13 protein-coding genes and 5 tRNA genes are annotated in these 12547 nt (G+C 57.4%); 5 read left to right on the top strand and 13 right to left on the bottom strand.

Annotation, left to right across the window (positions count from 1 at the left end; genetic code table 11):
• Positions 1-161: 161 nt before the first annotated feature.
• A complete protein-coding gene (murA, locus tag QP990_RS01385) occupies positions 162-1430 on the bottom strand; it encodes a UDP-N-acetylglucosamine 1-carboxyvinyltransferase (RefSeq protein WP_284798087.1) in 1269 nt (422 codons plus the stop codon).
• A gap of 21 nt (positions 1431-1451) precedes the next feature.
• Positions 1452-2291, bottom strand: a complete 840-nt coding sequence (gene ramA / locus QP990_RS01380) for an acetate metabolism transcriptional regulator RamA (RefSeq protein WP_005325834.1) — start codon at positions 2289-2291, stop codon at positions 1452-1454.
• Positions 2292-2556: 265 nt separating this feature from the next.
• Between ramA and cysK the strand changes: the two genes are divergently transcribed.
• Together cysK and epsC are read left to right on the top strand one after the other, a co-directional pair.
• Positions 2557-3492: a cysteine synthase A gene (cysK, locus tag QP990_RS01375; RefSeq protein WP_023019849.1), complete on the top strand. Its 936-nt coding sequence runs from the start codon at positions 2557-2559 to the stop codon at positions 3490-3492.
• A gap of 70 nt (positions 3493-3562) precedes the next feature.
• Positions 3563-4126: a serine O-acetyltransferase EpsC gene (gene epsC, locus QP990_RS01370; RefSeq protein WP_034655513.1), complete on the top strand. Its 564-nt coding sequence runs from the start codon at positions 3563-3565 to the stop codon at positions 4124-4126.
• Positions 4127-4166: 40 nt separating this feature from the next.
• Here the strand turns inward: epsC and QP990_RS01365 are convergent, their stop codons facing one another.
• The 6 genes from QP990_RS01365 to QP990_RS01340 form a co-directional block, all read right to left on the bottom strand.
• Positions 4167-4457 (bottom strand): GNAT family N-acetyltransferase, encoded by a 291-nt coding sequence (locus QP990_RS01365; protein ID WP_239208369.1) that lies wholly within the window; start codon positions 4455-4457, stop codon positions 4167-4169.
• Between the two features lie 49 nt (positions 4458-4506).
• Positions 4507-4579, bottom strand: a tRNA-Phe gene (locus QP990_RS01360).
• A 19-nt stretch (positions 4580-4598) separates the two neighbouring features.
• Positions 4599-4672, bottom strand: a tRNA-Asp gene (locus QP990_RS01355).
• Between the two features lie 83 nt (positions 4673-4755).
• Positions 4756-5070, bottom strand: coding sequence for a DUF4288 domain-containing protein (locus tag QP990_RS01350; RefSeq protein WP_239208370.1), 315 nt, complete (start codon positions 5068-5070; stop codon positions 4756-4758).
• Positions 5071-5155: 85 nt separating this feature from the next.
• Positions 5156-5229, bottom strand: a tRNA-Asp gene (locus tag QP990_RS01345).
• Positions 5230-5264: 35 nt separating this feature from the next.
• A tRNA-Glu gene (locus tag QP990_RS01340) sits at positions 5265-5340 on the bottom strand.
• Between the two features lie 82 nt (positions 5341-5422).
• Between QP990_RS01340 and QP990_RS01335 the strand changes: the two genes are divergently transcribed.
• Positions 5423-5755, top strand: a complete 333-nt coding sequence (locus tag QP990_RS01335) for a metal-sensitive transcriptional regulator (RefSeq protein WP_023019853.1) — start codon at positions 5423-5425, stop codon at positions 5753-5755.
• 31 nt (positions 5756-5786) lie between these two features.
• On the opposite strand, the gene QP990_RS01330 is transcribed toward QP990_RS01335, so the two are convergent.
• Together QP990_RS01330 and QP990_RS01325 are read right to left on the bottom strand one after the other, a co-directional pair.
• A tRNA-Lys gene (locus QP990_RS01330) sits at positions 5787-5859 on the bottom strand.
• 109 nt (positions 5860-5968) lie between these two features.
• Positions 5969-7471 (bottom strand): acetyl-CoA hydrolase/transferase family protein, encoded by a 1503-nt coding sequence (locus QP990_RS01325; RefSeq protein ID WP_284798082.1) that lies wholly within the window; start codon positions 7469-7471, stop codon positions 5969-5971.
• A gap of 191 nt (positions 7472-7662) precedes the next feature.
• Here QP990_RS01325 and dusB point away from each other — a divergent pair, with 191 nt between their 5' ends.
• Positions 7663-8808 carry a tRNA dihydrouridine synthase DusB gene (dusB, locus tag QP990_RS01320; RefSeq protein WP_200288675.1) on the top strand — a complete coding sequence of 382 codons (1146 nt, stop codon included), beginning with the start codon at positions 7663-7665 and terminating at the stop codon, positions 8806-8808.
• Between the two features lie 101 nt (positions 8809-8909).
• Positions 8910-9638, top strand: coding sequence for a phosphate signaling complex protein PhoU (gene phoU / locus QP990_RS01315; RefSeq protein ID WP_284798080.1), 729 nt, complete (start codon positions 8910-8912; stop codon positions 9636-9638).
• 69 nt (positions 9639-9707) lie between these two features.
• On the opposite strand, the gene pstB is transcribed toward phoU, so the two are convergent.
• Genes pstB through pstC form a run of 3 tightly spaced genes read right to left on the bottom strand, consistent with a single transcriptional unit; the run spans position 9708 to position 12509 of the window.
• Positions 9708-10481: a phosphate ABC transporter ATP-binding protein PstB gene (gene pstB, locus QP990_RS01310; RefSeq protein WP_023019857.1), complete on the bottom strand. Its 774-nt coding sequence runs from the start codon at positions 10479-10481 to the stop codon at positions 9708-9710.
• Between the two features lie 52 nt (positions 10482-10533).
• On the bottom strand, positions 10534-11448 hold the full coding sequence (pstA, locus tag QP990_RS01305) for a phosphate ABC transporter permease PstA (protein ID WP_284798077.1): 915 nt from the start codon (positions 11446-11448) through the stop codon (positions 10534-10536).
• Positions 11449-11462: 14 nt separating this feature from the next.
• A complete protein-coding gene (pstC, locus tag QP990_RS01300) occupies positions 11463-12509 on the bottom strand; it encodes a phosphate ABC transporter permease subunit PstC (RefSeq protein ID WP_023019858.1) in 1047 nt (348 codons plus the stop codon).
• Positions 12510-12547: the final 38 nt, after the last annotated feature.

The following is a 12547-nucleotide window of genomic DNA, read 5'->3' as shown; positions in this document are numbered from 1 at the left end:
AACTCAAAGAACAAAATCAAATCATCGAACCAAGTCCGTACAAAATTCGCTCACAAGTAACCTCCCGGCTACCTCTCGGCGACTTGGATTAATCTAGCCCACCACAACCAAACAACACAAATCCCCAGCACACTACGGAAAACTGTGTACTGAGGACGTCGTTAAAAGAGCTCTTCTTCTTGAGTTCTTTCGATCGTGGCGCCGAGACGCTGCAGGTTTTCTACAAAATTCGGATAACCGCGGTCGATGTGGAAAACATCGTGAACCGTAGTGGTCTCATCCGCACACAACGCAGAAAGCACCAAGCCCGCACCTGCGCGGATATCGGAGCTCCATACGTGAGTAGAAGACAGCCGCTCTTTGCCACGGACTACTACATGGTGGCCGTCAACCTGGGCGTCGGCACCCAGGCGCAGCATTTCATCTACAAAACGGAAGCGGGATTCAAAGACATTCTCTGTAATGACCGTCGTTCCGTCCGCAATGGCGGAGATGCCAATGGCCATAGGCTGCAAATCAGTAGGGAACCCCGGAAATGGCAGGGTCTGATAGTCCACCGACTGCGGGCGCTGATCCATGCGTACGCGGAAGCCGTTCTCATAGGTTTCCAGTTCGGCACCGGCGGACTTCAGCTTTTCCAGTGGCAGGTGCAGGTGGCGCGGTGAGATACCGCCCACCGTGATGTCCCCCTGGGTCATGGCGGCGGCATATGCCCATGTACCTGCCACGATGCGGTCACCGATAACCTCGTGCTGGGTGGGCTGCAGCTTATCGACGCCCCGGATAGTCACCACCGAGCTTCCTTCACCTTCGATATCGGCACCCATGGATTTGAGCATGGTGCACAGATCGACGATTTCGGGCTCACGAGCCGCATTATGCAGAACGGTTTCCCCCTCAGCGAGAACCGCGGCGGTGAGGATGTTTTCGGTTGCACCCACTGACGGGAAATCAAGGCGAATATTCGCGCCACGTAGGTGGGTGGCTTCTGCCACGACGGCACCGTGCTCAATACGAGTGGTAGCGCCCAGCTTTTCCAGGCCCGTCTGGTGCATGTCTAGCGGGCGGGAACCAATCGCGTCGCCGCCGGGCAGCGCTACCTTGGCATGACCACAGCGGGAGGTCAGGGGTCCGAGCACACAAACGGAGGCGCGGAACTGGCGGACTGCATCAAAGTCCGCATTAGATTGTGGCTGCGCAGAAGTAGTAATCCGGACTTCAGAGCCCTCGATAACTACCTCGCAACCGAGCCCCTCGAGGACCTTCTTCATCAGGGGGACGTCCAGAATTTCTGGGCAGTTGGTCAGCGTCGTAGTGCCCTCCGCCAGCAAGGATGCGGCCATGAGCTTTAAGACGCTATTTTTTGCGCCATCTACTTTGACGGTGCCCTCTAAGCGGGCACCGCCGGAAACAATAAACTGATCTTTCACAACTGCCTACGCTACCGGTTCTTAAGGCAACGCGCCGATGCGACGGGCGGCATTGACCGCCTCGTAGCGGGTGTGCGCACCGAGTTTACGCATTACCGAGCGCAGATAAGACTTCACAGTTTCTGCGCCGATTCCCATTTCCTCAGCCGCTTCCACGTTGGTGTGGCCCAGGGCCACACAAGAGAGAACGTCGAGCTCGCGGGCGGAGAGCTTGGTGGATTGCTTCACGCGCACCGGAGAAACCATCTGGTCACATAGCGTCTCCAGTTCCTTGCGCAGCTCCTCGTCTTCCACGCGGTTAGCCAGCATGCGCAGCTTGGAGTGGGTGGAGCGTACCTGTTCCCACTCAGCACCGTTCATAACGTGGCCGCGGGCGGCTCCGCCTTTAGACCCATCGGCGCGGCGCATCGCGGAATTTACAGCTAGGTCCTGCTCAAGAGTGCGCGCGGTCATCGTCACTTCTTCAATGACCTTGTCGCCCAGGCGAACTGGTGAATGCACTCCCACGTAGAGGACGCCGCGGATTTCGCGCTGGACCGTAACGGGCACAGCCACGATGGAGTGCAGGCCCTCGTCTTGGATTACGCGATCATTCTCGTGCGAAATGGTAGTAGCACGGGTGTAATCGGAGACGCCTACCGCGCGGCGAGTGCTCACCACTCGCCCACCCACACCAACGCCTGAGTCAATGATCAGATTCTGCAGCGCTGGGGTACGTAGGCCCACCCACTGCGTAATCTGCAAGCGATTGTCTGGCAGCAGCGTGGCATACATCGTCACCGGAATACCTGTAGCGGTTTTCAGGGACGATAACGCCGCGCGTACGGATTCTTCATCATCTTTGAGGCGATGCGACTCCATGAGACTCTTTCCTCGTCGGGGGTAACCAAGCAGGTGTACCCGTCTTCCCCCCGGGAATTTGGGGGCCAGCGGGCAACTGAGTGGAAGTATAGACAGCATGTGGGGGTAATTCGAAATCGCCCCTGGCTTATCCGGTGTTGTAATCCCACATGGAATGCCCGAATGCCCGGTCTAGAATTTATATACTGACCGGTCTACTTGTGTAGTGTACCCTTGCGTTGTACACGATTTGAATCCAAATCCGATTCCCAAAGGAGTCAATACAATGGCTGTCTACAACAACATTATGGAAACCATCGGCGGCACCCCGCTGGTCCGCCTAAACCGTCTTACCGAGGGCAAGGGTGCAACCGTGCTTGCCAAGGTTGAATCTTTTAACCCCGCTAACTCCGTGAAAGACCGCATCGGCAAGGCCATCGTTGAGGCCGCTGAGAAGTCTGGTCAGCTCAAGCCGGGCGGCACCATCGTGGAAGCCACGTCCGGCAATACCGGCATTGCCCTAGCTCTGGCCGGCGCCACTTTGGGCTACAAGGTCATCTTGACCATGCCGGAGACCATGTCCAACGAGCGCAAGGTGCTGCTGCGCGCCTATGGCGCAGAGATTGTACTGACCCCAGGCGCGGCGGGCATGCAGGGCGCCGTCGACAAGGCGAATGAAATCGTCGCCGAGAACGACAACGCTATCCTGGCTGCACAGTTCGCCAACGAGGCAAACCCGAAGATGCACGAGGAGACCACCGGCCCGGAGATCTGGGAAGACGCCGAGGGCAAGGTTGATGCCTTCGTTGCTGGTGTAGGCACCGGCGGCACCGTTACCGGTGTGGGTCGCTTCCTCAAGTCCAAGAATCCGGACCTGCACTTGGCCGCCGTCGAGCCGTCCGACTCCCCTGTCCTATCTGAAGGCCACGCTGGCCCGCACAAGATCCAGGGCATCGGCGCCAACTTCGTTCCTGAGGTACTTGACCGCGAGCTTCTCGACGAAGTCTTTACCGCCACCACCGAGGAGTCCATTAAGGCCTCCCGCGACCTGGCCACACAGGAAGGCCTGCTGGTAGGCATTTCCGCCGGCGCTAACGTCTCTGCAGCTTTGAAGCTGGCAGAGCGCCCAGAGTTTGAGGGCAAGACCATCGTGGTTGTCCTGCCGGACTTCGGTGAGCGCTACGTCTCCACCATCCTCTTCGAGGACATCCGCGAGGCTTAAATCACTTCGGTTGAATAAAAGCACCCGCCAACCTTGGCGGGTGCCTTTTTTATGCCAGTACTATGTGAGCATGAACATTATGAGCTACATCCGTGAAGACTTAGCGAATGCAAGAGATCACGATCCAGCCGCTCGCGGCGACGTCGAAAATGCAATAGTGTACTCCGGCCTCCACGCGGTGTGGTCTCATCGCATTTCCCACTGGATGTGGAAGCGCGGCCTACGCGGGCCCGCGCGCATATTAGCGCAAATTAACCGCTTCTTTACCGGCGTGGAAATCCACCCGGGCGCCACTATCGGTCGCCGCTTCTTTATTGACCACGGCATGGGCATCGTCATCGGTGAAACCGCCGAGATTGGCGATGGCGTCATGCTTTACCACGGTGTCACCCTCGGTGGCCAGGTGCTTACCCAGACCAAGCGCCACCCCACCATCGAGGACAATGTAGTCATCGGCGCAGGCGCTAAGGTACTCGGCCCTATCACGATCGGTGAGGGATCGGCCATTGGCGCCAATGCCGTAGTGACGAAGGACGTGCCCGCCGAACATATCGCGGTGGGCATCCCGGCCAAGAACCGCCCACGCAATCCAAATGAGCGCATCAAGCTGGTCGACCCCGACTACTACATCTAAATTCTCTCCTAGCGGCCCACAGGCACTTGTGGGCCGCTTTTTATATGCCTTCTGGGCGCAGCAGGTCGCGGTATTCGGGGTTCTTTTCTATAAAGTGTGCCACGGCGGAGCAGGAAGCGATGACTTGCTTGCCGACGCCCCGGGCATCGTCAAGCGCTGCCTCAATCAACGGCGCGGACAGTCCTTGGCCGCGGAACGCATCCTTGATGACCGTGTGGTTGAACTCGCGGGTATCGCCCGCGTCTACGTAGTAGCAAGCACCCGCCTCAGTGCCATCCACGGTCAGCACGTAGCGGGATTTATCGGTCTGGTGTGCAATAGCGTGTTCCATGCACCTATACTAAAGCAAAAATGGCCCCTCTAAAGAGGAGCCATTATTGTGGCCAGAGCCAGGATCGAACTGGCGACCCCACACTTTTCAGGCGTGTGCTCTACCGACTGAGCTATCTGGCCAGAAACCCGAAGGTTTCGGCGACCTTGACGGGACTTGAACCCGCGACCTCCGCCGTGACAGGGCGGCGCGCTAACCAACTGCGCCACAAGGCCATTTTAAATTATGTGTGCTCTCTGGCACGGATAGTTACTTTACAGAAGACTCCCAACACTCACCAAATCAGCACGTCATAACACTATTCGGGAGCCTGAAGAGGATCGCTTCCTCCTAATTTCATCTCAAAGCGCTCATAGTCTTCCAGTGCGGCAAAGTGTCGCGAGTAAAGGTCGCAATCTCGGTCCACATAGCCATACAGGGCCGGAGCAACATCTACAATGTGGCGCAACTTCAGCTCTTCATACTCTTGCTCGTGAGCTCGGTTAGCAACCTTGTGGTGCGCCTCCTCCTCAGAATCTGCGTAGACGAGGAAGAAGTCTTCCCGGTAGAAATTACCACGCTCCGAATCCTGCGACACGAGCTCAAAGACGACAATCCCTACGTATGGTTCCACAGTGCTGACCCTCCTAATTCCTTAGTTGGCGCCAGCGTACCAAAACAAAAAGCAGCAATCGTAGAAACGATTGCTGCTTTTTCTGCGACCTTGACGGGACTTGAACCCGCGACCTCCGCCGTGACAGGGCGGCGCGCTAACCAACTGCGCCACAAGGCCAATCGAATATTTAATTCGTACCAACACTTTCATGTTGGTACCCCCAACGGGATTCGAACCCGTGCCGCTGCCGTGAAAGGGCAGTGTCCTAGGCCGCTAGACGATGGGGGCCCGTCGCGCTATGGCGACCTCTAGAAATATACTGGAGACCTCACCTAGTTACAAAATCGCTCCCCCAGAAAGATTAGGAACCATGTCTGACCAGCATCAAACGTGCTCCTGTCACGAGCCACACGTGCACGGATATAACGCAGATTCACAAAGTAAAGATCGCTACCTCGCACGGCTCAAACGTATCGAGGGCCAAACACGCGGCATCCATCGCATGATCGAGGAAGACCAATATTGCATTGACATTATTACCCAGATTTCGGCCGTGAAGTCAGCGCTAGAAAATGTCTCACTCGCGCTCCTAGAAGACCATATCGAGCACTGCGTGGCCGGTGCTGCCGCCGAGGACGGCGAAGTGGCCACGGAGAAGCTAGAAGAGGCTATGCGCGCCATCAAGAAGATGGTGAAAAACTAAAAGGAGCCACCCGATAAGGTGGCTCCCGTTGTGGGCCCTGTGGGGATCGAACCCACGACCTGCGGATTAAAAGTCCGTAGCTCTACCAACTGAGCTAAAGGCCCAACGTCGCTACATCTTAGCTTGCGGCATTTGCAAAGTCCTAATTAGGGGGGCGTCGGCAAGCGAAAGGCGCCCAGCTCATCGCTGAGCGCCTGCCAGGACGCAGCTAGATTAGCCGCGCATATCGCCCTTTTCCATGAAGTTCACCTGGAAGTCGAAGGCGGTCTTCAAATCGTGCGGGGTGTGCTGGAACTTGTTTTCCTTGGCACGCTTGAAGTAGTCCTCCAGCAGCGGACGGTAGTCTGGGTGAGCCACAGAGATGACCTTCTCCACGCGCTCCTTCGGAGCCAGTCCGCGCAGGTCAGCTACTCCATACTCGGTAATGATGACCATGGTGTCATGTTCGGTGTGGTCCGTGTGGGACACGAAAGGAACCAGCGCGGAAATGGCGCCATCCTTGGCCACGGACGGCGAGACGAAGGTGGAGATATAGGCGTTGCGGGTGAAGTCACCCGAGCCACCGGTGCCGTTCATGATTCGGGAGCCGGAGACGTTGGTGGAGTTGATATTGCCGTAAATATCGGCCTCAATCATGCCATTGGAAGAAATCAAGCCGACGCGGCGAATGACCTCTGGGTGGTTGGAGACCTGCTGTGAGCGAAGAATGATGTGCTTGCGGTAGCGCTCTGCCTCCGCGTTCATCTTCTCGGCATACTCCGGGGAAAGGGCAAAGGAGGTAGCAGAGGCCATGGTCATCTTGCCGGCATCAATAAGATCAAGCATGCCATCCTGGATAACCTCGGTGTACGCCTGGATATTTTCAAACTTGGAATCCAGGAGGCCAGCCATCACGGCATTTGGCACGTTGCCCACGCCGGACTGCATGATGAACTTGTCATACTCAAGGCGGCCGGCAGCCACCTCACCCTCAAGGAACTCGATGAAGTTTGCAGCGATCTTTTCCGAGATCTCGTCCGGCTCCTTAAATGGCGCGTTGCGATCGGGGGCATCGGTCTTGACCACTGCGACAACCTTGTCCTCCGGTACCTCCATGTAGGTGGTACCGATGCGGTCACCCGGCTTGGTGATAGGGATAGGCTGACGGTTCGGCAGCTTTTCAATGCGGTAGATATCGTGCATGCCTTCGAGGTTGATGGACTGCCACTCATTAATCTCGATGATGATCTTATCCGCAGCCTCAATGTATTCGAGGTTATTGCCCACGGCGGAGGACGGGACGACGTGGCCTTCCTCGGTGATGCGCACAGCCTCGATGATGGCTACCTGGAAATCACCGTAGAAGCCCTCCTCTACTTGCTGGCCAGAGTGAGACAGGTGAATGTCCTGGTAGAGCGCGGTTCCGTCATTGAACTGCTTACGCAAGGTGGGATCGGAGTTATAAGGAGAGCGGAAGCGAATCGCCTCAGCTTCCGCGAGGACGCCATCGCAATCCGGAGCAGTAGAGGCACCAGAGAAGACATCGATCTTAAATTCCTCGCCCTTTTCGTGCAGGGCCTTGGCCTTTTCTGCAATGGCGGTAGGCAGGCCCTTAGGGTAGCCAGCGCCGGTAAAGCCGGAAATGCCTACGCGATCACCGTGGTTTACGTGCTGAGCAGCCTCTTCTGCCGAAACTACGAGCTTTTGAAACGGGGCATACGCGATTCTTTCGGACAAGGGTAATCCTCCTTCATCGAGAGACTAGCCAAAATAACGGCCGTCCTAATTAGTTACACAGACCACATTAGCGAATCTTTGCAAGATTTCCACCACATTTGTGTGACCCCCACCCCATAAAACGGAAATAAGGAACGCCACCACTGTGGCCCTAGTTGCTATTTTGGCCCGTCAACTAGCACAATTGGGGCGTGAATTTGCGCATTGGACACTACGATCTCTCCTCCCCCGTCATCCTCGCCCCGATGGCGGGGGTAACCAACGTTGCTTTCCGCACGTTGTGCCGCGAGCAGGAATTGGCGCGCACTGGCACGGTTTCCGGCCTCTACGTCTGTGAGATGGTCACCGCCCGCGCGCTAGTAGAGCGCAATGAAAAGACGCTGCACATGACAACCTTTGCTCCGCAGGAGGATCCCCGATCACTGCAGATTTATGCGGTGGATCCGGAATATACTTACAAGGCAGCAAAGATGATCGTGGACGAGAACTTGGCGGACCACATTGATATGAACTTTGGCTGCCCGGTTCCCAAGGTGACCCGTCGCGGCGGTGGATCCGCTTTGCCTTATAAGCGACGCCTCTTTGGCAATATTGTCTCCGCCGCCGTCAAAGCTACTGAGGGCACCGACATCCCAGTAACGGTAAAGATGCGCGTAGGCATTGACGATGAACACCATACGCATCTTGATGCGGGGCGCATCGCCGTCGAATCCGGCGCCGCCGCCGTTACCTTGCATGGCCGTACCGCCGCCCAGCGCTATTCCGGTGAAGCACGGTGGGACGAGATCGCCCGACTAAAAGAGCACCTAGCAGACACTGGAGTCCCGGTTTTGGGCAATGGCGATATCTTCCGCGCCGAGGATGCGCGCCGCATGATGGAACAGACCGGTTGCGACGGCGTGCAGGTCGGGCGCGGCTGCCTCGGCCGCCCGTGGCTCTTTGCGGAGCTCGGCGCTGCCCTTCGCGGCGAGTCCATCCCAGCTGAGCCCACCCTGGGTGAGGTTACCCAGGTTATTCTCCGCCACGCAGAGCTACTCGCAGAGCACGATGGCGAGGATAATGCTTCCCGCGACATTCGCAAACACATTGGCTGGTACCTGCGCGGCTTCCCAGTCGGCGGCCAAGTACGCGCGGGCTTGGCCAAGGTGGATTCCCTCGACGCACTGCGAGAGCTCCTAGCCCCATGGGCAGATTCCGACGCCTTGGCTGCCGACGCCGACGGTGCCCGAGGCCGCCAAGGTTCGCCTTCCAAGGTGGCATTGCCAGATGGCTGGCTCGACGATCCGGAGGATGAATGCGTTCCCGTCGCCGCAGATATTATGAATTCCGGCGGTTAACCTTATTAGGGCATCAGAGCACCCTGGGGTATATAGGTATCGTGCATTTATCTTCCACTTAAGTTGCGCGGGAATGGAAAGTTTTCGCTATTATTTCTGGCATGCGTGCTGCCTACAGGGAACACTTAGACAACTTCTCCCATGACCTCATCGTCATGTGCGATACCGTGCGCACCATCATGGATAATGCCTCACAGGCGCTAATCCAGGGCGTTTTGGAATCTGCCGAAGAAGCTCTCACTATGACTGAGGAGCTCGATGAGATCCGCACTCGATGCTCGGAGCGCGCCGTAAAACTTTTAGCACTAGAAAACCCCATGGCGCAGGATCTCCGCCAAGTTGTCTCTTCCATCTATATCGTGGAAGACCTCTACCGAATGGGAAAGCTTGCCCAACACATCGCGGATTCCGCACGCCGCCGCCACCCCGATCCCGTGGTGCCTGCGAACTACATGGGCTACTTTGAGGAGCTGTACCGTCTCACTGAAGAGATGGGTTCTGTGCTGCACAATATTCTCGTTACTCCCGACGCGGATCTATCCGTGAACCTTCGCGCCGATGACGACGCCGTGGACGATATCAACTCTCATCTTTTGCGCCTCCTGACCCAGCGCGAGTGGGAAGGATCCGTCCGAGAGGCAGTGGAGACCTCGCAGATTACGCGCTATTACGAGCGCTATGCCGACCACTGCGTTTCGGTTGCCGGCCACATTATCTATTTGATCACTGGGCTGCTGCCCCACGACTATGCCAAGAAGCTAGAAGAGAGCAAGAAGGACGCGGAGTTCGAGGCCCGTATGGCCGAGCTGGAGCGTCAGTTCCGCCGCTAAGGAATAAAAACTAAGAAACGGGCCGGTTCGAATGAACTGGCCCGTTTTCTCGGACAATCTCTCTACTCTTTAGCCAAAGCGGCCAGAGATATAATCCTCGGTCTCCTTCTGGGAAGGATTCTCGAAGATCTTGGTGGTGTCATCGAACTCCACCAGGTGACCCGGCTTGCCGGTTGCTTCCAGGGAGAAGAAGCCGGTCTTATCGGACACACGGGCTGCCTGCTGCATATTGTGGGTCACGATGACGATGGTGAAGTTCTCCTTCAGCTCGTGGATAAGGTCCTCCACGGCGAGGGTGGAAATCGGGTCTAGGGCGGAACAAGGCTCGTCCATGAGCAGCACCTCTGGCTCCACGGCGATGGCGCGGGCGATGCACAGACGCTGCTGCTGACCACCGGAAAGGCCGCCGCCCGGCTTGTCCAGGCGGTCCTTGACCTCGTCCCACAGGTTGGCGCCGCGCAGGGACTTCTCCGCGACTTCCTTGAGCTTCTTCTTGTTCTTCTCACCGGAAAGCTTGAGGCCAGCCACGACATTGTCCTCAATGGACATCGTGGGGAACGGGTTAGCCTTCTGGAAGACCATGCCGATGGTGTTGCGTACGGATACTGGGTCAACCTTTGGTCCGTAGATATTGGTGCCATCGAGCAGGATTTCACCCTTTACCGAGGCGCCGGGAATGACCTCGTGCATACGGTTGATGGTGCGCAGCACGGTGGACTTACCGCAGCCGGAAGGGCCGATGAATGCGGTCACGGCCTGGGCCGGGATCTGCATATTCACGTTCTGCACGGCGTGGAAGTCGCCGTAGAAAATGTTCACGTCATTGAGCGCGAGCTTAGACATTTGGGAGTTTCTCCTCTAGCAAGTGTATGGCGGAATCGAGTGTTACGGCGTTTTACTTCTTAACCGAGAACTTTGCGGACACGATGCGGGCCGCAATATTGAGGACGGCGATGAGGATAACCAGCGTCAAAGCTGCACCCCAAAGCTTGTCCAGCACGGCTGGCTGAGCGCCGGCCTTGTACATATCCAGCATCATCAACGGGAGCGAGGACTGAGATCCCTTGAAAGCGTCCCAATTGATGACGGAGGAGGAACCAACCAAGACCAGCACCGGCGAGGACTCACCCATCACGCGGGCAATCGCCAGCATGATGCCGGTGACAATGCCGGACAGGGCGGTAGGCAGAACGATACGGGCGATGGTCTTCCACTTTGGTACACCGAGCGCGTAGGACGCCTCACGCAAGTCCATTGGGACCACGCGCAGCATCTCTTCGGTATTGCGCACCACAATCGGAATCATCAGCAGTACCAGGGACAGCGCCACGGCGAAGCCGGAGCGGCCGAAACCGAAGAGGGTGATCCACATGGCGAAGATGAACAGAGCCGCAACAATGGACGGCACACCGGACAGGATGTCCACCATGAAGGTAGTGATGCGGCCAAGCCATCCACCCTTGGAGTACTCCACCAGGTAAATAGCGGTGAAGATGCCGATGGGAATGGAGATGACGGAAGCCAAAATGGTTTGCACGAAAGTACCCACGATTGCGTGGGCAGCACCGCCGCCGGCCGAGCTATTCATGATGCCGCGCTGGGAGGCGGTCCACCACTCAGGGTTGAGGATTACGCCACTGCCGCGGGCGATGAGTTCCCACAGAACCCACACCAGCGGGACCATAGCCAAAATCATTGCGCCCCAGACCACTGCAGTGGCGATGTTATTGGTCATCTTGCGGGAGCCGGAGATGTCCAGGAATGTCGCGCCGCCTTGGGAGACAGGCTTGGCATTAGTTGTCGTAGTCATTGATCCTCCCCTCCTTACTTCTTCTTCACGATGGCGCGGGCAATTGCGTTGACCACGAAGGTCAGCAAGAACAGCATGAGGCCGGCGGCGATGTAGGCACCAGCGCGCATCTCGTTACCGAACTCGGCAGATGCCAGGGCGATGGCCGTGGCGAAGGTCGTGCCGCCATCGAAAAGCGAGAAGCGGAAGTCAATCAGCGGGGAGACGACCATGTACAGCGCCATGGTCTCACCCAGCGCACGGCCCAGGCCGAGCATGGAGCCTGCGATATAGCCGGACATGCCGAATGGCAGCACGGTCATGCGGATAACTTCCCAACGGGTAGCGCCCAGCGCCAGGGCGGATTCCACCTGGCCTGGAGGGGTCTGCACGAAGACCTCGCGGGCGGTGGCCGCGATGATCGGCAGAATCATCACGGCGAGCACGATGCCACCGGTAAACAAGTTGCGGCCGGTAGCAAAAGAGGGCGAGTTATCGAAGACATGGAAGAGGAAGAAGCCACCGGCCCAAGACTCCATCCAGGAATAGAAGCCGGATAGCGCCGGGCCGAGAACCTGCCAGCCCCACAGACCATAAACAATGGAAGGAACCGCAGCGAGCATGTCCACCAGGAAGCCGAGAGGTTTGACCAAGCGGGCAGGCGCGTAGTTGGACAGGAAGATGGCAATGGCCAGGGCCACCGGCATAGCCAGCAGGAGGGCGAAGACGGAGATAAGGACGGTGGTACCGAACATGGTCGGGATACCGAACTTCATCGCAGAAGTATCGGTGGTCTCCCAACGGCCACCATAGGTAAAGAAACCCAAGATGCCGCCGTCGTTGACTCCCAGGGCGGGAACTGCACGCCACAGCAGGAAGGCGGCAATAGCCGCAATCATGACGGTAATAAGTGTTGCCGAAGCAGTGGACAGGAACTCAAAGACACGATCGCCTGGGCGCTTTACGCCGCTATTGGAGCTGGTGGTAGCTACTTCTTCGTGTCCGCTGGTGGAGACTCGCTCGGCAGCGGTGATATTCGCGTCCGCCTGCTCTGGAGCCGTGGTGAGATTATTGTCTGCCATGAGACTGTTAATCCTTTTCAGCGTTGAAAATGGAAAAT

Source organism: Corynebacterium sp. MSK071 (assembly GCF_030232125.1).
GTDB lineage: Bacteria > Actinomycetota > Actinomycetes > Mycobacteriales > Mycobacteriaceae > Corynebacterium > Corynebacterium kefirresidentii.
Note: the sequence above shows the minus strand (reverse complement) of the source record. Positions and strands in the feature narration are given on the sequence as shown.